16 protein-coding genes are annotated in these 19,476 nt (G+C 68.6%); 4 read left to right on the forward strand and 12 right to left on the reverse strand.

The features are described from left to right. Positions 1-143: 143 nt before the first annotated feature. The 5 genes from ACFW16_RS05910 to ACFW16_RS05930 all read right to left on the reverse strand — a co-directional run bounded on the left by ACFW16_RS05910 (position 144) and on the right by ACFW16_RS05930 (position 4,640). A complete protein-coding gene (locus ACFW16_RS05910) occupies positions 144-455 on the reverse strand; it encodes a hypothetical protein (protein WP_380302800.1) in 312 nt (103 codons plus the stop codon). Positions 456-507: 52 nt separating this feature from the next. After that, positions 508-1,806, reverse strand: coding sequence for a glycoside hydrolase family 130 protein (locus ACFW16_RS05915; RefSeq protein WP_380302801.1), 1,299 nt, complete (start codon positions 1,804-1,806; stop codon positions 508-510). Positions 1,807-1,842: 36 nt separating this feature from the next. Further along, positions 1,843-4,125 (reverse strand): glycosyltransferase family 4 protein, encoded by a 2,283-nt coding sequence (locus tag ACFW16_RS05920; RefSeq protein WP_380302803.1) that lies wholly within the window; start codon positions 4,123-4,125, stop codon positions 1,843-1,845. An 85-nt stretch (positions 4,126-4,210) separates the two neighbouring features. Next, on the reverse strand, positions 4,211-4,351 hold the full coding sequence (locus ACFW16_RS05925; protein WP_380302805.1) for a hypothetical protein: 141 nt from the start codon (positions 4,349-4,351) through the stop codon (positions 4,211-4,213). 76 nt (positions 4,352-4,427) lie between these two features. Further along, the gene (locus ACFW16_RS05930; RefSeq protein ID WP_380302807.1) at positions 4,428-4,640 is read right to left on the reverse strand and encodes a cold-shock protein; all 213 of its coding nucleotides are present in this window, start codon (positions 4,638-4,640) and stop codon (positions 4,428-4,430) included. 447 nt (positions 4,641-5,087) lie between these two features. On the opposite strand from ACFW16_RS05930, the gene ACFW16_RS05935 reads away from it, so the two are divergent. Next, positions 5,088-5,534 (forward strand): tetratricopeptide repeat protein, encoded by a 447-nt coding sequence (locus ACFW16_RS05935; RefSeq protein ID WP_380302809.1) that lies wholly within the window; start codon positions 5,088-5,090, stop codon positions 5,532-5,534. A 146-nt stretch (positions 5,535-5,680) separates the two neighbouring features. After that, positions 5,681-6,142, forward strand: a complete 462-nt coding sequence (locus tag ACFW16_RS05940) for a hypothetical protein (protein WP_380302811.1) — start codon at positions 5,681-5,683, stop codon at positions 6,140-6,142. A gap of 65 nt (positions 6,143-6,207) precedes the next feature. Here the strand turns inward: ACFW16_RS05940 and ACFW16_RS05945 are convergent, their stop codons facing one another. Further along, a complete protein-coding gene (locus tag ACFW16_RS05945; RefSeq protein ID WP_380302813.1) occupies positions 6,208-7,239 on the reverse strand; it encodes a fatty acid desaturase in 1,032 nt (343 codons plus the stop codon). A 375-nt stretch (positions 7,240-7,614) separates the two neighbouring features. Between ACFW16_RS05945 and ACFW16_RS05950 the strand changes: the two genes are divergently transcribed. Beyond that, on the forward strand, positions 7,615-10,293 hold the full coding sequence (locus ACFW16_RS05950; RefSeq protein WP_380302815.1) for an ATP-binding protein: 2,679 nt from the start codon (positions 7,615-7,617) through the stop codon (positions 10,291-10,293). 187 nt (positions 10,294-10,480) lie between these two features. Then, on the forward strand, positions 10,481-11,107 hold the full coding sequence (locus tag ACFW16_RS05955; RefSeq protein WP_380302817.1) for an RICIN domain-containing protein: 627 nt from the start codon (positions 10,481-10,483) through the stop codon (positions 11,105-11,107). A 31-nt stretch (positions 11,108-11,138) separates the two neighbouring features. On the opposite strand, the gene ACFW16_RS05960 is transcribed toward ACFW16_RS05955, so the two are convergent. The 6 genes from ACFW16_RS05960 to ACFW16_RS05985 form a co-directional block, all read right to left on the reverse strand. Beyond that, entirely contained in the window at positions 11,139-13,340 is a 2,202-nt protein-coding gene (locus ACFW16_RS05960; RefSeq protein ID WP_380302819.1) for a calcium-binding protein, read from the reverse strand. A 170-nt stretch (positions 13,341-13,510) separates the two neighbouring features. Continuing rightward, positions 13,511-14,638: an ABC transporter substrate-binding protein gene (locus ACFW16_RS05965; RefSeq protein WP_380302821.1), complete on the reverse strand. Its 1,128-nt coding sequence runs from the start codon at positions 14,636-14,638 to the stop codon at positions 13,511-13,513. A 201-nt stretch (positions 14,639-14,839) separates the two neighbouring features. Then, the gene (locus ACFW16_RS05970) at positions 14,840-16,225 is read right to left on the reverse strand and encodes an amidase (RefSeq protein ID WP_380302823.1); all 1,386 of its coding nucleotides are present in this window, start codon (positions 16,223-16,225) and stop codon (positions 14,840-14,842) included. A gap of 119 nt (positions 16,226-16,344) precedes the next feature. Beyond that, positions 16,345-17,853, reverse strand: a complete 1,509-nt coding sequence (locus ACFW16_RS05975; RefSeq protein WP_380302825.1) for a tripartite tricarboxylate transporter permease — start codon at positions 17,851-17,853, stop codon at positions 16,345-16,347. Positions 17,854-17,860: 7 nt separating this feature from the next. After that, complete coding sequence (locus tag ACFW16_RS05980) at positions 17,861-18,322, reverse strand: tripartite tricarboxylate transporter TctB family protein (RefSeq protein ID WP_380302827.1); 462 nt, start codon at positions 18,320-18,322, stop codon at positions 17,861-17,863. 40 nt (positions 18,323-18,362) lie between these two features. Then, positions 18,363-19,346, reverse strand: a complete 984-nt coding sequence (locus ACFW16_RS05985; protein WP_380302828.1) for a tripartite tricarboxylate transporter substrate binding protein BugD — start codon at positions 19,344-19,346, stop codon at positions 18,363-18,365. Positions 19,347-19,476 lie beyond the last annotated feature (130 nt).

Consider the following 19,476-nt stretch of genomic DNA (forward strand, 5'->3'; position numbering starts at 1 on the left):
TCTTCAACACCACCGACGCTTTGGTGGCCGCGCTGCGGGCGCCGGCCGGCGTGGCCCCGCCGGTTGCCGTTGGGTTGGGCTACTGACCCGCCGGCCCGTGACCGGCGGCAGCGCCGGTCACGGGCGACGGCATCGTGGCGGCGTCAGGGCAAGATGCCGATGAACACCCGGCGATAGGCGCCGATCAGATCCCCGGCGGAGGTCGCCGTGGCCCGGCTCAGCTGCTCCGCTCCGGATTCGCGCTCCCGCTCGACAAGCCTCACCAGCTCCTGAAACCGGCGATGCGCGATCGTCGCCGGGTCGATTCCGGCGCCGTCGTGGGGCGTGATGAAACCGGGCTCCGGCAACTCGCGGACCAGGATCCCCAGCAGGTCGAGCAGCTTGGCGCCGGTGTCGACGCGGAGCCACCGGCCCTCATCCCAGACCGATATCGTCGGCCAGATCTCCATCTGCATCCTGCATCTCCATGGTCTGTCCGGAGCCGCCGCGCGGCCGCTGGAATGGCCGTCAGCCCTCCATCGCCCGCAGCAGCGCTGCGATCTCGATCGTCGCGAGGGTGGAGAAGGTGTCGGAGACCGCGTAGGGCAGGACGATCTGATCGCCGTGCCGCATCGCCCCGCAGGTGTAGACGACGTTGGGCACATAGCCCTCGCGTTCCGACGGCTCGGGCCGGACCAGCGGTTCGCGCGACCGGGCCAGGACCTTGGACGGGTCCTCCTTGTCGAGAAGAACGGCCCCGATCGAATATCGCCGGACCGGCCCCACGCCATGGGTCAGCAGCAGCCAGCCCTGGTCGAGCTCGATCGGCGATCCGCAATTGCCGATCTGCACGAACTCCCACGGGAACCGGGGCTTCAGGATGGGCTGGCCGCCCTGCCAGACGCGCAGGTCGTCGGAATAGATCAGATAAAGGCTCTCATTGTCCTGCCTGCCGATCATCGCGTAGCGACCGTCGAGCCTGCGGGGGAACAGGGCCATGCCCTTGTTGACGGCAGCGTCCCCCTGTAGCGGGAACATCCGGAAAGAGACGAAATCGAGGGTCTCGATCATTTCGGACCGGATCGCCTGGCCGCTATAGGCGGTGTAGGTGGCGCGGAAGATCTTCCGGCCGCCCTCGTCGAATTCGACGAAGCGGGCATCCTCGATACCGTGCGCCTGGGAGTCCGTGACGGGAAAGATCACCCGCTCGCTGATGTCTTCGTCCGACGCGAAGACCAGCTCGACCTCGTCCCCGTGCGGGCCGGATGTTCGGCGCTCATCTCCGGGAACGGATGCGAGCCGGGCCGAAGGGTCGATGGACACGTTGCCGTCGGCCGCGATCGAGCCCGACCGGAAGGTCAGCGACGAGATGTGCCCCTCCCCGACGGCACGAAGGCTGAGGATGAAGCGGCGCCCGCCTTCCGGCGCGCCAGACTGGTCGGGATGGGGCACGATGCTGGGGTTGAACAGCGCTGCAGCCTCGAAGGCATATTCATGCAGGAAATACGCACCGACCAGCCGGCGCTGCGTCTCGGTGAACCGGACATGGTTCGCGAAGGCGCGCTCCATGTCGTCCGCCCGAGCCTCGAACCTCTCGAGCAAGCGGCGGTGGCGGCCCTGGAAGTTCCCGAGCACATCGCTCAGCTGGCCGGCGGCTGCCTCGGGATCCAGCGCCAGCACCCGGTCGACGATGTGGTTCGCGCGGGTCCTGTCGGTGGGATTGAGGTTCCGTGGCTCGACCGCCGGCCTGAACGGGCGCACGACCACCCGGGCGGGATCCGGGCGCAGATGGAGAGCCTGCCGGTTCAGGAAGGTGATTTGCGACAAGGCGTCCTCGGACAGTTCAAGGGAAGGTCACGGCGCTCACGTCTCGGCCAGGCGCGGCACGAATTTGGCCCGGCCGTCCATGACATGCGCGATGCGGCGCATCTCCAACTGGCTGAGGAGATAGGAGACGACCGATTCGCCGCCCTGGTTCTCGTTCACCCGGTCGGGATGCAGGCCGTCGCGGCAGCCGCCGGTCTCCGGGTCGACCAGAGGGAGCGACAGTTCGTTGTCGCCGAAGAACCAGGCGAAGGCGTGCACCGCGTCGGCCCTCCATTCCGGGTCACCCTCCACGCGCCACGCCGCCAGGCAGGCGGAGATCGTCGCCGTGACCTCCAGGGGTTGCTGATCGAAGGGCCTCGGCGCCATCCGCTTGTCGCCGAAGCTGCTCGATCCGACCGGCCGGAACACGCCCGTCGGCGTCGTCTGCTTCGACATCAGCCAGTGCAGGGTCCGCAGGCCCGCATCGACGAACTCCGCCGACCGGACGGCCATCCCGGTGACGATCAGGGCCTGCGGCAGTCTTGCATTGTCGTAAGCCAGCCCATCCTCGAACCAGGCCCAGCCCTGGGTCTCGACAGCCGCGAGGATCGACATCAGCCTCGCAGCGAGGCCGTGCCGGACCCGTTCGGCCAAGGTATCCTCGGCCGTCACGGCGCAGTAGGCGTCGAGCCCGAGCAGGGTGAAGGCCCAGGCGCGGGGCGAGCCGAAGGCCTCGGCCGCCGGCAGCGCTTCGGCGAACAGCGCGGCGGCCCAGCGCCGCCGCGACGCGCTGGCGTCGCTGCGGGCGCATTCGCCCAGGGCCCAAAGCGTCCGGCCGTGGCTGTCCTCCGAACCGCTCTCCTCGAGCCAACGCCGGTCGAAACTCATGAAGTTGCGGAACCGCCGCGTGCCGGGGTTCCAGGCATGCTGGACGAAGGCCGCAAGCCGGGCCGTCAGGATCTCGGGCAGACGTGCCTCGTGGGGGTGGTTGAGGGCACAGGCCACCAGCAGCGCGCGGGCGTTGTCGTCGACGCAGTAGCCATGGGACCGGTCGGGCACCGAATGCACCGCATGCTGGAATAGCCCCGTGTCGTCGCACATCGACAGGAAATGGCCGAGCTGCGTCGCCGGCGGCATGAAGCCGGGGCTGATCGGCTCGCGCGGGCCGGGCCGTTCAACCACCCGGAACCGTTGCCCGCGCCGCGCACGCTCGAAGACGTCCCGGTAGTGCTCCGCCGTGCGCGCCCAGGTCATCGACCGGCTGCTCGCATAGGCACGCCGGCGCATCGCCTCGCGCCGGATGTCGTCGGTCAGAAGCCCCGCGACCGCCGCACCGGTGGCCGAGGCGTCGCCGAACGGCACCAGGATGCCGCGCCCGCCGGCCAGCAACTCCTGGGCGTGCCAATAGGGCGTCGAGACCACCGCCTTGCCGAGGCCGAAGCTGTAAGCCAGGGTCCCCGACGTCATCTGCGCTTCGTCGAGATAGGGCGTGACATAGACGTCGCACATGGAGATGAATTCGAGCAGCGTGGCCAGATCGACGAATTGGTCCAGCAGCGCGACGTGCTCTTCGACCCCGCGATCCCGCGCCCGGGCCACCAGGCTTTCGCGGTAGACCTCGCCCTGGTCGCGGACCAGGTTGGGGTGCGTCGCGCCGAGCACGACATACATCGTGTCGGGCCGGCTCCGCAGGATCTCGGGCATGGCATCGATCATGACCTCGATGCCCTTGTTGGGGGACAAGAGGCCGAAGGTCAGGATGACCGGCCGTCCGGCGAAGCCCAGCTTGGCCTTCGCCGCGGTGGGCTCGGCGAAGGCGGCGTCGGGAATGCCGTGCAGGATGACGTCGATCTTATCCGCCGGGACACCATAGACCGTCCGCAGCAGGTCGCGGCCCTTCCTGGCCATGACGACGACCCGCGCCGATGCGGCGACGATCCGGCTCAGCACGTCCAGCTGCGCCGCCGTCGGCTCGGCCAGGACCGTATGGAGCGTGGTGACGACCGGCATGGTCAAACGCGACAGTAGCGCCAGGATATGGCCGCCGGCCTCGCCGCCGAAGATGCCGAACTCGTGCTGGAGCGAGACCACGTCGAACTGGCCGGCATTGAGGGCATCGGCCGCCCGGACGTAGTCTTCGATCCGGTCGTCGGCGATCTCGATGCGGACGGCAGCCGGATAGTCATAGGCGCGACCGGGGTCGGTCATCGCCGCGATGCAGGTGTCGGCCACCGCGTCCGACGCCGCGACCGCCTGCTGCAGATCGGTCGTGAAGGTCGCGATCCCGCAGCGGCGCGGGAGCGAGTTGCCGATGAAGGCGACACGGATCGGCTGGGTCACGGCAGCGCCTCCATCGGAACGGCCGCCTGCCCGTCGCCGTGCGGCGACCGCAAGGGGCCGGAAAAGGACGGTCGATGGGCCGGCCTCAGCTCTTCTTCTTGCTCTGGCCAGCCCCCGGGGCCGCCGTCCGGCTCAGCAGGCTGATGGTCGCCCCGTGCACCACCGGCTTCGCCGCCTGCTTGGGTTTCCGAATTTCCCGATTGCTGCGCTTCTGCCCTTTGGCCATGAAATCTCCTCTGCGCCCGATGCGGCGCCGCGCGGTCCGTGACGAAGAAAATGCAACTGCGGTCGCGCCGGCACGGTCACTCCACGGCCTTGAGATTGTCCGCGGACGGTTTCCCGCTCCTCTGATCGGCGACGAGATCGAAGCCCAGCCGCTGGCCCTGGGTCAGTTGGCCGAGGCCGGAGCGCTCGACGGCGGTGATGTGGACGAAGGCATCCTTGCCCCCGTCATCCTGCGTGATGAAGCCGAAGCCCCTCTGCGGGTCGAACCATTTGACGGTTCCCGTTGCCATGAATTCCTCTTTTCGCAAGCATTGGCCCGGCCGGCCCGCGACGTTCGCGGGGCGGCCGAATTCGCATTCAGATGAGAGAATCCGGATTTCCGCCGCACCCAATGAGCACAAGGCCGAAGTTCTATATCCGGAGCCGATCCAATAATCATGGACCAGAATCGTTGATATCCCTAGAAAATACGACGATCAAATTCAAAAAATAAACTATCAGAATCGATACTGAATCGGTAATACATTTCAACCACATACAAAAATAAGCGAGATTCAGTGATATAATTCTCCCGTGTATCGAGATTTTTTTATCGCAATATCTATTGGCTGACACCATATCAGGAGCCATAACGCAGGGAATCCAGTCCGGAGCTGCGCTCTTCTGGCGTTCCGCTCGTTCGACCCGACACCGAGGGCCGCCGCGCGGTGCCGAGCGCCAGCACAAGGAGACCACCATTGAAGATCGACAGCATGAGGCGGCTGCAGCGGGATGCCGAGCTCGGCGACGCCGTGGCGCAGTTCAATCTCGGCATCGTCTACGGCAATCGGAGCGGTGAACCCGGCCACACCGTCGAGGACAGGCGGATGGACGCCATCCGGTGGCTGCTACGCTCGGCGAACCAGGGCCTGCCGCGGGCGCAGAACCGGTTGGCCGAAATCTATGCCGAAGGCCCGGCCTCATCGAAGGATGCGGTCAAGGCGTGCGCCTGGTTCCTTCTGGCAGCGACGGCGGAACCCGGCGCCCGTGGCCAGGCCGCCCGATCGGGCTACCAGCGTGCCGCCGCGCATCTGACCGCCATGCAGATCGCGCAGGCGCATCGCCGGGCATCGCGCTGGAAACCGAAGATCGAGGCAGTGGAGACCGGGCCAGAGGTGCCGAATCTCGCGACGGCGGCATCGTGAAGGCCTGGTTCGTCCCGCCTCTCGTGATTCCGATCGGCTTCGTGGTGCTGATCGTCGTCTACGCCGCAGTCCGGGCCTTTGCCTAGCCGCCGACCCGGCGGACGCCGGCGTCGGAAGAGGCATCCGGCGAGAGGAAGGAGCCGCGAATGACCCTGCGGACCAGCAGCAGAACCGTGACCTTCGTCCGGCCGTTCACCCTGAGCGGCATCGACGGGCCGCAGCCGCCCGGAACCTACACGGTGGAAACGGACGAGGAGCAGGTCGACGGTTCATCGCCTCCCGTCCACCGGCGGATCGCGACGATGATCCGCCTGCCGGGCCGGCCCGGAAGCGGCGAGCTGGTCCAGGTCGTCACCGTGGATCCGGAAGAGCTTTCCGCGGCTTTGCTGCGGGACGGCGCATCGGCGGAATCCGCAGAAGCCGATGCCGCAGGAAGCGAGCGTTCCGAGGCCCGGCCGGGAGAAGCGCCGGGCCAACCCGCGCCCCGCCCGCTCGATCGGCTGCTCGAAGGTTGGCGATACTGGGTGGCGACGAATCCCCGGGCACCGGCTTGGATCGTCGCGATCGTCGCCGGCATCCTGTTCGCCGCCTTTGTCGTGGCCTGGTGATCGGCTGACACGGGAGGCGGTCGATCCGACGCCCGTCGCCGCGGCCAGATCTCAGCCGAGCGTGATCAGGTTCGGCGGACGGCCGCGGCCGGGAAGCCGACCATCCGCTGCCGCTTCTCGTCCCAAAGCGCGAAGAACGGCGCGCGCAGGGCATCCCACAGGCTCAGGCTCGGCACGGCGCGCAGTTCCTGGACGGCGGCGTGACAGGCCGACAGGCGGTAGTTGGGGATGCGTGGATTGAGGTGGTGGATATGATGGAAACCGATATTGCCGGTGAACCATTGCAGGATCCGCGGCAGCTTCAGATAGGATGAGCCCTGCAGCGAGGCCGCGCCGAACGTCCATTCCGCATCCCGCTGCCACAGCGTCTCTTCGAAGCGATGCTGAACCGCGAACAGCCAGACGCCGATGATCGACGCGATCACCAGGATCGGCAGCTGGACCAGCAGCACGCGCTCGAACCCCAGGACAAGCCCGAGGCCGCCGAAGAGGCCGGCGATGCCGGCGTTCGTGGCGTGGACCGACAGCCGTTCCCGGCGCCACGCCGCCGGCGTGTCGAAGGGAATCCGGTAGAGCAGCAGGAAGACCAGCGGCGGCAGCAGCAGCCCGGTGATGACCGGATGCCGGCTCAGCCGATACAGGAAGCGGCGCCGGGGGGCGAGTGCCTGGTATTCCGAGACCGTGAGGCAGGTCGAGTAGATGTCCACCCCGCTGTCGCGCCGGTCGAGATTGTTCCAGACGGCGTGATGCCCCGCGTGCTGGCGGCGCCAATTCGCAAAGGGCGTGAAGGTGACCAGCCCGCACAGGCGGCCGAGCACGATGTTGGCGCGGCGCGAGCCGAAGAACGACGCATGCCCGCAATCATGCTGGATGATGAAGAGGCGGACGGTCAGGCCGGCCCCGATCACCGCCAGCCCGAGCGTCAGCCAGTACGATACCCCGAAGCTGGCATACATCGTCGCGCAGACCGCGACAAAGCCGGCGAAGGTCGAGGTCAATTGCCACACCGCCCTTGGCAGGCTCGGCATCCGGAAGCGGGCCACCTCGGCCCGCAGCGCCGCGTCGATGTCGAGCGGCAGGCGCGGCTGTGCCGTCATGGGCTTCGAGTCTCGATCGCTTTGCATGTTTGTCCATGAACTGCCCGGCGGAGCCGGGCGGCAATGTCCGTGAGAATCGTCGAGGGCAATGCAGACGACAAACAGCGCTCCACAACGGCCGCGGTCAAACTTCGAAAGGTGCGGAAAGCTGGGCTCGGCGCTCGATCACGAGCTTTGAGAGCTGGCCGAACAAATCTAGGTCGACCGGAGATATATGGGAGCGGCGACCGGCGATTTTAAGCCGCCGCGGCTTGCGAACGGACGCGGCAGTCAAAGCCGGCTCTGCCGTTATCGCCGGAAGACAGCCGTTCTCAGGCGTGCCAAAGCCGTCCCCGGCGCGGTATGCTCGCCGGTGCCTGGAGACGGTTGCGCCCGATGCTGCTCGAGCGAGAGGGTCCACTGGAAGCGTTGCTGGCGGCCGCCCGAAGCGCTGCGGCCGGCGTCGGCCGCACCGTGCTGCTCGAAGGCGAGGCCGGCATCGGGAAAACGTCCCTCCTGCAGGAGTTCGCGGACCGCGCGGGCGGAGGCTGCCGGGTACTGTGGGGCTGGTGCGAGGCGCTGTTCACGCCGCGCCCGCTCGGCCCCCTGCAGGACATGGCGCGGTCGCTCGATCCGCGCGTGGCGGCGCTGCTCGACCAGGCGGCGGCGCCCGAGCGGCTGTTTCCGGCGCTGCTGAACGCCCTCCAGGGCGCGGAAGGCACGACGGTGCTCGTCTTCGAGGATGTGCACTGGGCCGACAACGCGACGCTCGATCTCGTCAAATACCTGGGCCGCCGCATCTCCGTCCTGCGGACGATGATGGTGCTCAGCGCCCGCAGCGACGAGGTCGACGCCGATCATCCCCTGACACATGTGCGCGGCGACCTGCAGCCGGCCTCGGTCACCCGCATCCGGCTCGAGCCCTTGTCTCCCGGAGCGGTCGCCGCGCTGGCGGAGCAGGCGGGCCGCGCCGCCGCGGATCTCCATCGCATCACCGAGGGCAACCCGTTCTTCGTCTCCGAGCTGCTGGCGAGCCGGGAGTTCGAGCTGGGGCAGATTCCGGATTCCGTGCGCGACGCGGTGTGGTCCCGCCTGGCCCGCCTGACGGCCGGCGAGCGCGAGGTGCTGGATGTGATGAGCATCATTCCGGGAAGCGCCGAACCGGGCCTGATCCGGTCGCTTCTCGGCGTCGAGGCCGAAATCCTGGCGGACCAGTGCGTGGCCCGCGGATTGCTGCGGCGCGACGGCAAGGGTGCCCTGACGTTCCGCCACGACCTCGCCCGGCAGGCGACGCTCGACCGGCTGTCGCCGAGCCTGCAGCGGTCGCTTCATGCCAAGGTGGATGCGGCCATATCGGGGCTCCTGACGGCGCAGGCGAGCGCCCTGCTCTCCCGCCGGATGCACCACGCCGCCGGAGCCGGCGACGGCGCGCGCGTCCTCGAGCTCGCGCCGCAGGCCGCCGCGCAGGCCTCGCGCATGGGCGCGCATCGCGAAGCGGCCTCGCACCTGGCCACGGCCCTGACCTATGTCGCGCAGGCGCCGCCGGCGCTGGCGGCCCAGCTTTACGAAGACTGGGCCTACGAGGCCGGGCTGGTGCTGCTCGTCTATGACGAGATCATCGAGGCGCGGCACCGCGCCATCGCGATCTGGCGCGACCTCGGGCGGATCGACAAGGTCGCCCTCAATCTGCGCTGGCTGTCGCGGCTGCACTGGCGCCGCGGCGAAGGCGAGCAGGCGGAGCATTTCGCCAACGAGGCGGTGCGCGAGGTGGAAGGCATGCCGTCGGGGCCGGAACTGGCCATGGCCTACAGCACGCGCTCGCAGCTCCACATGCTGCACTATCGCTTCGACGATGCCGTCGACTGGGGCCTGCGCGCGATCGCCCTTGCCGATCGGCTGGGCGAGATCGAAACGCGGGTCCATGCCCTGAACAATGTCGGCACCGCGCTACTCTTCGCCGACCGCCCGGGCGGCCGCGAGCGGCTGGAGGAAGGCCTCTCGCTGGCGCTCGAGCACGGGTTTCATGACCACGCGGCACGGGCCTACACCAACTTCGCCGAATATGCCGTGGTGTCCAAGGACTTCGCCCTCGCCGAACGGCTGCTGGCCGAAGGCATCGCCTTCTGCAGCCGGCACGACCTCGATTCGGCGGCCCAATACCTGCTCGGCCGGCAGGCGCAGCTTCGCATGGAGCAGGGCCGTTTCCGCGAGGCGGAGACCATTGCCCAGGGCGTCATGAGCCTGGAACGCCTGCCGGTGGTGATGCATCTGCCGGCCCTGACCGTGCTGGGCAGGGTGCGCGTGCGGCTGGGCCAGCCCGGCGGCCCTGCCCTGCTGCAGCAGGCCCTGCAGGAAGGATTGCCGACCGGCGAGCCCCAGCGGATCATACCGGTCCGGCTGGCGTTGACCGAAGCCGCCTGGCTCGCCGAGGACCTCGACGCCGGCCGCGCGCAGCTGGCGGCCCTCGCCGCGATGGGACTCGACGCTTTCAGCCCCTGGGACGTCGGCGAGCTGGCGGTCTGGTGGCGACGATGCGGGATGGCGGAGGCGCTGCCGGCGCCCGAAACACGGATGCTCGAAGCGCGGTCGGCCGAGCTCCGCGGCGATCCGTCCGCGGCCGCGACGGAATGGACACGCCTGGGCCTTCCCTACGAGGCGGCCCTCGCCCTCATGCAGGTCCGGGACGCCGATGCGGGGGCGGCCTTGGCCGGCGCGGTGACCATGCTCGAGGCGGTCGAGGCGCGGTCCGCAGCCGCGCTGACGCGAAAGCTCGCCCAACGCCTGGGGGTCACGGTCCAGCTGCCGAAGGCGCGCCGGGGGCCTTATACGGCCGCCCGCCATCATCCGCTGGGCCTGACCCAGAACGAGCAGCAGGTGCTCGCCCTGATCGCCGAGGGCAAGAGCAACAAGGAAATCGCCCGAAACCTGTCGCGGTCACCGCGCACGATCGAGCACCAGGTGTCGGCAGTGCTCGGCAAGTTCAGCGCCGCCAACCGGATGGAAGTCCTCCTGCGCCTCCGGGGCGAGCCGTGGCTGTTGTCAGCCGCCGGCGCGCGCCCATCCCTCGAAACTTAGGAAGACGGTCGCCAAACCTGGGAGGCCGTCCGGCCAAACTTGGGTGATCGCACCGAAGAGCGCGGCCGCCATGGCGCGTATGGTGACTCAGCCGCGATGATGGACGGGAGCCTCTTCCGGGAGACCGCGTTCGCGACGGCACCGAGACAGGTGCAGCTCCGGACCTCGAGCGACCGCATCCTTCTTCGTGGCGACGCAGCCGTCGACGGGCCGACCACGCCTGCGGGCTGAAATTTCTCAGCAAGGCTTTGGGATGCAATTTCTTGCATTGGAAATGGAGAACCGGACAATGCTCAGAACGATTGCGGCCTCCACGGTTTTGTTCTTGCTCACGCTCCAGGCGGCGCAAGCGGACACGACGTTTCGCCTGGTGTCGCAGGTCTCGGGGAAATGCATGCGTCTGCAAGCCGCGGATCAGAATGACGGCGGCGGGCTGACGATGCGGGACTGCAAAAACTTCCCGGACTTCTTCATGACGGGTGAAGTTTCGACCACCCAGCTCATCTTCCAGCTCAACAGCAGCAGATTCGTCTGCGTCTTTTCCAATGACGCACCGGTGATCGAGCCGAGCGGCCGGCTGGACAAGGTCCAGACGCGCAATTGCGGCGCGCTTGTCGGCAGCATCTGGAAGTTTCGAGGGGAGGATGAATCCGGCTTTCGCCAGCTGGAAAAAATGCAGGCGAACGGCATCGACCCCACGAACTTCTGCGCGCAGGAGAACAGCGAGACGTCCGAAATCGAGTTGGATGTCTGTCAGCCCACCCCGGAACAGAACTGGAAGCTCGAGCGCATCAGCTTTCCACCGGAACGATAACTCATCGATCCATGGAACGGCGATCCTCGCGCTACAGCACGAAGTCGGCGGCCTGCAGGCTGCCGACGTTGCTGAGCACGATGTTGAAATCGGAGACGCGGTCGCCATTGACGTCGCCGGCGATCACGGCGTCGCTGCCGGAGACGACGTAGCGCAGCTGTCCGGCCACGCCGGTATAGGCAGCGGTGCCGATGAAGCCGAAACTGCCGTTCCCGGCCGCGCCGCCATTGGCATCGATCTGCGACAGGTCGATCCTGTCCGCCTGGGCATGGCTGAAATCGGTGATCCGGTCGGCATTGGCCGCCCCCGTCGCGCTGTCGCCGACAGCGGCGAAGACGAAGCGGTCGGCGCCGCTGCCGCCGGTCAGCAGGTCTTTCCCGCCTGCTCCCCGGAGCGCATCGTTGCCTGCCCCGCCGCTGAGCGTGTTGGCGGCGCTGCTGCCGGCGATGGCGTCGGCATGGGCCGAGCCGGTGACCGCCTCGATCGAGACCAGCCGGTCGCCGAAGGCGGTGCCGCTGCTGCCGGTGCCCGTGGCGAGGTTCACCGTCACGCCCACGCTGCTGTCGGCATAGCTGGCGGTGTCCACGCCGGCGCCGCCGTTGATGACGTCCGCCCCGGCCCCGCCGGTGAAGACGTTGGCGGCGGCGCTGCCGGTCAGGGTGTCGGCATGGGTGGAGCCGGTGATCGCCTCGATCGAGACCAGCCGGTCGCCGAAGGCGGTGCCGCTGCTGCCGATGCCGGTGGCGAGGTTCACGGTCACGCCCACGCTGCTGTCGGCATAGCTGGCGGTGTCGGTGCCGGCGCCGCCGTCGAGCCAGTCGCCCCCGGCGCCGCCGCTGAGCACGTCGTTGCCGCCGTCACCCGTCACGATGTCGTCGCCGCCATTCCCGACCAGCCGGTCGTTGCCGCCGAGGCCCAGGATGCGCTCGCCGCCGGCGCCGCCCTGCAGGAGGTCGGCAGCGGCGGAGCCCGTCAGCGTCGCGACCGTGACGCCGGAGAACACGCGACCGCCGATCCCGTCGTCGTCGCCGTCGAGATCCTCGCTCTCATAGGCCACGAAGAATCCGCCGGTCTCCAGCGCCGTGACCGACGGCCACTCCTGGTTGCCGACGAAGGACTGGTTGACCAGGAAGTTGCCGCCGACCTTACGCCCGTCCTCGAAGAAGTATTGGCCGAACACCTCCTTGAAGTGCCGGTCCGGAAGCGGCAATTCGTCCGGGCCCCACTGGTCCCAGACCACGGCAAAGCCGCCGCCCGCCAGGCCGACCACGCTCGAATGGTCCGGGATCTCGCCGTCGAAGGTGTTGATCTGGAACGTCGGCGCCTCGGGCCGCCCGTCGGCCGAGAAGATCCGGCCGTAGAGCCGGTAGGCGGTGTCGCCGTCCGGCCGGCCTTCGAGAACCGTCTCCACCCAGGTCGCGACAAAGCGGCCGCCGGTGAGCGCCGCGACGGAGATGTCCGTGTTCGCGAGCGCGAAGCCCTCGTTGGGGCCGTTCGTCTCGGGGGCCAAGCCGAATTCCGCACTGACCGGCCGACCGTCGGCGCCGAGGATCCGCGCGCGCAGGTCCGAGGGGACGCCGTACGGGCTCTGGCTGCTGTACTCGCTTTCCCAGACCGTGACGATGTTGCCGTTGGAGAGCTGCACCGCACGCACATTGTGCTGGTCGCCGAAGGTCCGCTGGTTGAGCTGGAACGCGGTGTCGATGGGCGAACCGGCCGCCGAGAAGCTCCTGGCGAAGGAGTTGTCGCCATCGAATGCCGGCTCGCCGTCGACCGACCCTTCCCGCGACCAGAGGACGGTGTAGCCGCCATCCGCGCGGGAGACGATCTCCGGGGCGAAGTAATAGTCGTCGGTGGGCTGGTTGACCTTCTGGATCGCACTGACCCGGTTGCCGTTGTCGTCATAGACGGCGGTATAGATGTCGGTCCGCTCCAGGACCGATCCGGCGCTTCCCTCCCACACCGCCGCGAAGCCGCCGCCCTCGAGCGCCTCGATGCGGGCGTAGTTGGCGACGAGGGCGAGGTCCGACAGGATCTTCTCGCCCCCGACCGGCGTGCCATCGGGGCGGAAGACCTGGGCCGCGGCGTATTGGACGTCCAGGTCGTCCTCCAGGTACAGCGAATCCCAGATGACGACGACGTTGCCGTTCGCGAGCGTCGTGATGTCCGGGTTGTCCTGCCACGCGCCGTTCCAGGTGTTGACGACGAATTCGGGTGTGACGGGTCCCGGCATGAGCTCAGCCCTCCTCGTTCCGCCGCCACCCCGGGCGGCCCCCTTCCGGCCGTTTCGTCGGGCGGCCGCGACGCGCTGCGGCACCTCGGACCGACATGTTGCTTGTCCGCAATCTACGGGCGGCCGGTGGCGCTTTCATGACAGGGCCGATCGGATGATCCGGCCGCCTGTCAGCCGGGCGTCAGCGAGACCCAGTAGCCGGACCGGTACTCGACCGGCAGGAAACGCTCGTGGAAGGCGCGGAAGGTGGCGTCCGGGTCGAGGTCGGCGAACAGGTCGGGATGGATCCATTTGGCCAGCGCCTGGATCGCCACGAACTGATAGGGGCTGTCGTAGAACTGATGCCAGATGGCGTGCACCCGGCCGCTCTGCGTCGCCGGGATGGTGGTGAAGGCCGGCCGCTGCATCAGCGCCTCCAGCCGGGCGCGGCTGGCGTCGCGGTCGGCGCCGGGCCCGACGCCGACCCAGGCGCCGGCGGTCTCATAGAGGGTCCAGTTGCTGCCGGTGACGACCACCACATCCGGCTTCGACGCCACGATCTGCTCCGGGTTCAGCGTGCCGAAGGTGCCGGGGATCAGGTCGCGGGCGATGTTGTCGCCGCCGGCCACCGAGACCATGCGGCCGAAATTCTCGTCGCCGAAGGACATGCAGCATTCGTCGCTGTAGCCGCCGGCGCGGTCGATCATCACCTTCGGACGGGGTCCGGTGTAGGATGCGAGCCGGCTCGTCACCTTCTCGATCTCGGCGCGGCGGAAGGCGATCAGCTCCGCCGCCCGCGCCTCCCGCCCGATCACCCGGCCGAGGATGCGGATGCTCTTCTCCGCATTCTCGAAGGGCTTCTCGCGGAAGTCGATGAACACCACCGGGATGCCGACGGCGGCCAGCTTGTCGATCAGCCCGCCCTCGTCGGTCGCCAGCTTCGATTCCAGGTTCATGACGATCAGGTCGGGGTGCAGCGACAGCGCCTGCTCGACGTCGAAGGTCCCCTCCTTGGCGCCGCCGAAGCGCGGCAGGTCGGCGATGAAGGGATACTTCTGGCGATAGATCTCGTAGCCGTCGCGGTCAGCCTTCTCGAGATCGTCGCGCCAGCCGACGACGCGCTGGAACGGCGCCTCGGTGTCGAGCGCCGCCAGCAGATAGATCTGCCGCCCCTCGCCCAGGATGATCCGCTTCGCCTCGGCCGGGACCTGCACGGTGCGGCCGGCGACGTCCTCCACCGTCTGCGTTTCGGCCGCGGGTGCCGTACCGGCGGCGAACAGAAGAGCGGCGGCGAGGCCGAGGGAGCGCCGGGAGATCATGGAGGCTGGTCCGAGGTGAGGCGTTGCGTCGGGCGCACCCAATAACAGATGCGAATGATAATCAACACCTGTTTCAATCAGCACCTCAAAGCCGTCATGGCAAGGCGCGAAGCGCCGTGGCCACCTATGGGGCGGTACCGCTGGATGGCCACGCCCCTGCGGGGCTCGCCATGACGGTGAAGGGAGCCGGAAACCGGCCCTCTACAGCACCGGCCAGGGCCGTTGCGGGCCGCGGCGGTCCTCATAGGCCTTGGCCAGGCGCAGCACGCCGAGATCGTCGAAGCGGCGGCCGACGATCTGCAGCCCGATCGGCGCCCCGGCCCGGGTGTAGCCGCAGTTGATCGACACGGCCGGCTGCTCCGACATGTTCCAGACCACGGTGTAGCCGATGTGCTCGAACGGCTTGTCCGGGTCGTTCAGCGGCGAGGCGAGCTCCGCCGGGAAGCGCGCGACCGGTGCCGTCGGCGACAGCACGAAATCCAACGAGCCGAACAGCCTGGCGGCCGCTTTTCGCATCTCCATGGTGCGGTTGAAGCCGCGGATCACGGCGAGGCCGGAGCGCTGCGCCCCGGATTCCGCCCAGGCGCGGATATAGGGCAGGATCTTCGCCCGGCTCTCCTGCGGCAGCTTCTCGACATCATCCCAGGAGCGGGCCCGCCAGAAATCGTCGAGCCCGTCCAGCATCTCCCGCGTCAGGATCGCCGGCACCGGCTCGACCACCGCACCCTCTGCATCCAGCAGTCGGGCCGCCGCCTCCACCGCGTCGCGCACCTCCGGGTCCAGCGCCATGCCGGCGCCGATGTCCATCATCAGGCCGATGCGCAGCCCCTTCGGGTCGATCGCCAGGTCGGACCAGTCGATCTCCGCCGGCGGCAGGTTCATGCCGTCGCGCCCATCCGGCAGCGACAGCACCGACATGGCCAGCGCAGTGTCGGCCACGGTGCGGGTCATCGGCCCGGCGACGCGGCCGACATAGGGCGGGTCGATCGGGATCCGCCCCAGGCTGGGCTTCAGCCCGACGACGCCGCACCAGCCGGCCGGCAGGCGGACCGACCCGCCGATGTCGGTGCCGACATGGATCGGCCCGTAGCCGGCCGCAGCCGCCGCCCCGGCCCCGGCGCTGGAACCGCCCGGATTGGACGACAGGTCCCAGGGGTTGCGCGCCAGCTTGTGGAAGCTGGAGAGGCCGGAGGACAGCATGCCGTAATCCGGCATGGTGGTCTTGGCCAGGATGACGGCGCCGGATTCGCGCAGCCGGGCGGCCGGCGGCGCGTCCTCGGCCGCCGGCACCAGCGCCGTCGTGGCGGTGCCGACCGGCACCGCCACGCCCTTCGTCGCGATGTTCTCCTTGATCGTCACCGGCACGCCGTCAACCGGGCCGAGCGGCCGCCCCTCGGCCCAGCGCGCGGCCGAGGCCGAAGCGGCGGCGCGGGCGCCGGCCGGGTCGAGCGCCCACAGCGCCTGCAGCTTCGGCTCCCAGGCCTCGATCCGCTGCAGCACCGCCTCGGTCACCTCCACCGGAGACAGGCTGCGGTCGCGGTACCGGGCGACGAGATCGACGGCGGAGAGATCGGCAAGCGAGGTCATGCGTCACCGGCTGAGCAAGAAGACGGATGTCCCGTCCAGGTAAGCGGAAATCCGGCGCCCGGCCAAGCTTAATTGCCCGACATTTCCTGTCCGGGCGGAAGGAGCGCGCCGAAGCGCCGCTACCCCGCCTCCTCCTGGAACGCCTCCTCGCGCTTGCGGCGGATCGCCGGGCTGACCATCACCAGCAGCACGCCCACGGTCAGCAGCAGCAGCACGGCGCTGATCGGCCGGGTGACGAACACCGTGGCGTCGCCGCGCGCCAGCAGCATGGCGCGGCGCAGGTTCTCCTCCATCATCGGCCCCAGGATGAAGCCGAGCAGCAGCGGCGCCGGCTCGCATTCCAGCTTCACCAGGATGTACCCGACCAGGCCGAAGACCACCGTCAGGTAGACGTCGAAGACGTTGTTGTTGAGGCTGTAGACGCCGATGCAGCAGAACGCCAGGATCGCCGGGAACAGCAGGTGGTACGGCACCTTGAGCAGCCGCACCCAGATGCCGATCAGCGGCAGGTTCAGCACGATCAGGAAGAAGTTGCCGATCCACATCGAGGCGATCAGGCCCCAGAACAGGTCCGGCTGCTCGGTCATCACCATCGGGCCCGGCTGGATGCCCTTGATGATCATGGCGCCGACCATCAGCGCCATCACCGGCGTCGGCGGGATGCCGAGCGTCAGCATCGGGATGAAGGAGGTCTGGGCGCCGGCGTTGTTGGCCGATTCCGGCCCGGCCACGCCTTCGATCGCGCCCTTGCCGAAATCCTGCGGCCGGCGGGAGATCTTCTTCTCCAGCGAATAGGCGGCGAAGGAGGACAGGATCGAACCGCCGCCCGGCAGGATGCCGAGGACCGAGCCCAGCGCGGTGCCGCGCAGGATCGATGGGGTCATGCGGCGGAACTCCTGCCGCGTCGGCAGCAGCCCCGAGACCTTGCGCACCATGACGTCGCGCAGATGCTCGGCCTCGAGGTTGCGGATGATCTCGGCGATGCCGAACAGCCCCATCGAGATGGCGACGAAGTTGATGCCCTGCGACAGCTCCGGGATGCCGAAGGTGTAGCGCGGCGTGCCGGTCTCGACATCCTGCCCGACCATGCCGAGCAGCAGGCCGAGCGCGATCATGCCGAGCGCCTTCAGGACCGAGCCGTGCGCCAGGGCGACCGAGGCGACGAGGCCCAGGACCATCAGCGAGAAGTACTCCGCCGGTCCGAATTTGAGCGCGATGGCGGCCAAGGGAGGCGCGAACAGCGCGATCAGCAGGGTGGCGACGGTGCCGGCGAAGAAGGAGCCGATGCCGGCGGCGGCCAGGGCGGCGCCGGCCCGCCCCTGCTTGGCCATCTGGTAGCCGTCGATCGCCGTCACCACCGAGGCCGATTCGCCGGGCAGGTTGATCAGGATCGCCGTGGTCGAGCCGCCGTATTGCGAGCCGTAATAGATGCCGGCCAGCATGATCAGCGCCGCGATCGGCGGCAGCACGAAGGTGGCCGGCAGCAGCATGGCGATGGTCGCGGTCGGGCCGAGGCCCGGCAGCACCCCGACCAGCGTGCCGAGCAGCACCCCGACGAAGCAGTAGGCGAGGTTGGTCGGCGTGAAGGCGACGCCGAAGCCGAGGATCAGGTCGTGCAGCAGGTCCATGGTCGCCTCAGTTCCCGAACCAGCGGCCGAGGATGGGGATCGGCAGGCCGAGCCCCCAGACGAAGACGGCGACGCAGAAGGCGGTCAGGACCACCGCCGCCGCGGCCGCGACCGGCGGCCGGAACTTGACGCTGGCGGCGGCGCCGACGAAGACCACCACCAGCAGCGCGACCACCAGGCCGCCGCCGCGCAGCAGCAGGCCGAACAGCAGCATCGCCCCCAGCACGATCGCCCCGCCGCGCCAGGCCCACTGGCCGACGCCCTCGCCCTCCAGCACGAAGGATCGCACCAGGGTGATCAGCCCGATCAGGGCCAGGATCCCGGCCAGCACGGTCGGGAAGTACCCCGGCCCCATCTTGATGGCGCGGCCCATGGAATAACCTTGGGCGATCCAGCCGAAGCCGATCGCCAGGGCCAGGAAGATCAGCCCGGACCAGAAGTCCTTGGGATGACGGATGGAGAGGCGCATCGCGGCTCCTGGATCAGGGGATAGAATGGGATGCGCGAACTCAATCCGCGTAGACGCCAGCCGCCTTGATCACCGGCTCCCACTTGGCGATCTCGGCCTTGAGATGGGCGTCGAGCACGGCCGGGGTGGCCTGGTCGAGCGGCACCGGCTCGGTGCCGAGATCGGCGAAGCGGGCAATCACGTTCGGGTCCTGCAGCGCCTGCTTCAGCGCCGCCTTGAGCTTCTCGACCACCGGCTGCGGCGTGCCCTTGGGCGCGTAGAGCCCGTGCCAGATGCCGATCCTGAAGTTGGGCAGCCCGGCCTCGGTGGTGGTCGGCACGTCCGGCAGCGACGGCACGCGCTTGTCGGTGGTGACGGCGTAGACCTTGATCTTGCCGCCCTTGATCTGGCTGGTGGTGTTGGTGGTCTGGTCGCACATGAAGTCGAACACGCCGCCCAGCAGGTCGTTCATCGCCGGGCCGGTGCCCTTGTAGGCGACGGTGGTCAGCGGCGTGCCGATCGCATCCATGAACAGCATGCCGCAGAGATGCGAGGCCGAACCGACGCCGGCATTGGCGATGGTCACGTCGTCCTTGTGCGACTTGGCATATTCCACCAGCTCCTGCATCGACTTCGCCTCGAAGTCGCCGCGGGCGACGAAGGTCATCGGCACGTCGGTGACCAGGCCGATGCCGGCGAAGGCCTCGCCCGGCTTGTAGTCGAGGTTGCGGTACAGCGTGGCGCTGGTGGCCTGGCCGATATGGTGCAGCAGCAGGGTGTAGCCGTCGGCTTCGGCCTTGGCGACGCGGGAGGCGCCGATGGTGCCGCCGGCGCCGCCGACATTCTCGACGATCACCTGCTGGCCGAGCGTCTTGCTCATCGGCTCGGCGATCAGCCGCGCCACCGTGTCGGTCGGCCCGCCGGCGGCGAAGGGCACGACCATGGTGATGACGCGGTTCGGATAATCCTGGGCTGCGGTCGGCAGGGCAAAGGCAACGGCCGTGGCGGCAAGCATGCCGAGGCCGATCCGGCGGCTGAAACTCATAGACGTGACCCCCTTCATGTTCGTCAGTCCCGGCCGATTCCCGTCGGCCGTCATTTTTAGGCAATCTAACCTGTCCTTCCCGGATGGCACAGTTGCTTTTCCGGGCCCTGGCGCCAGGGCTGGGGCCGTG

The sequence above is a fragment of the Inquilinus sp. NPDC058860 genome, assembly GCF_042743185.1.
Lineage (GTDB): Bacteria > Pseudomonadota > Alphaproteobacteria > DSM-16000 > Inquilinaceae > Inquilinus.

What these genes read in the sequence shown, in the direction of transcription:
- ACFW16_RS05910 (WP_380302800.1), bottom strand. Translation starts at nt 455, where the DNA reads ATGCAGATGGAGATCTGGCCGACGATATCGGTCTGGGATGAGGGCCGG.
- ACFW16_RS05925 (WP_380302805.1), bottom strand. Translation starts at nt 4,351, where the DNA reads ATGGCCAAAGGGCAGAAGCGCAGCAATCGGGAAATTCGGAAACCCAAG.
- ACFW16_RS05930 (WP_380302807.1), bottom strand. Translation starts at nt 4,640, where the DNA reads ATGGCAACGGGAACCGTCAAATGGTTCGACCCGCAGAGGGGCTTCGGC.
- ACFW16_RS05940 (WP_380302811.1), top strand. Translation starts at nt 5,681, where the DNA reads ATGACCCTGCGGACCAGCAGCAGAACCGTGACCTTCGTCCGGCCGTTC.
- ACFW16_RS05945 (WP_380302813.1), bottom strand. Translation starts at nt 7,239, where the DNA reads ATGACGGCACAGCCGCGCCTGCCGCTCGACATCGACGCGGCGCTGCGG.
- ACFW16_RS05950 (WP_380302815.1), top strand. Translation starts at nt 7,615, where the DNA reads ATGCTGCTCGAGCGAGAGGGTCCACTGGAAGCGTTGCTGGCGGCCGCC.
- ACFW16_RS05960 (WP_380302819.1), bottom strand. Translation starts at nt 13,340, where the DNA reads ATGCCGGGACCCGTCACACCCGAATTCGTCGTCAACACCTGGAACGGC.
- ACFW16_RS05965 (WP_380302821.1), bottom strand. Translation starts at nt 14,638, where the DNA reads ATGATCTCCCGGCGCTCCCTCGGCCTCGCCGCCGCTCTTCTGTTCGCC.
- ACFW16_RS05970 (WP_380302823.1), bottom strand. Translation starts at nt 16,225, where the DNA reads ATGACCTCGCTTGCCGATCTCTCCGCCGTCGATCTCGTCGCCCGGTAC.
- ACFW16_RS05975 (WP_380302825.1), bottom strand. Translation starts at nt 17,853, where the DNA reads ATGGACCTGCTGCACGACCTGATCCTCGGCTTCGGCGTCGCCTTCACG.
- ACFW16_RS05980 (WP_380302827.1), bottom strand. Translation starts at nt 18,322, where the DNA reads ATGCGCCTCTCCATCCGTCATCCCAAGGACTTCTGGTCCGGGCTGATC.
- ACFW16_RS05985 (WP_380302828.1), bottom strand. Translation starts at nt 19,346, where the DNA reads ATGAGTTTCAGCCGCCGGATCGGCCTCGGCATGCTTGCCGCCACGGCC.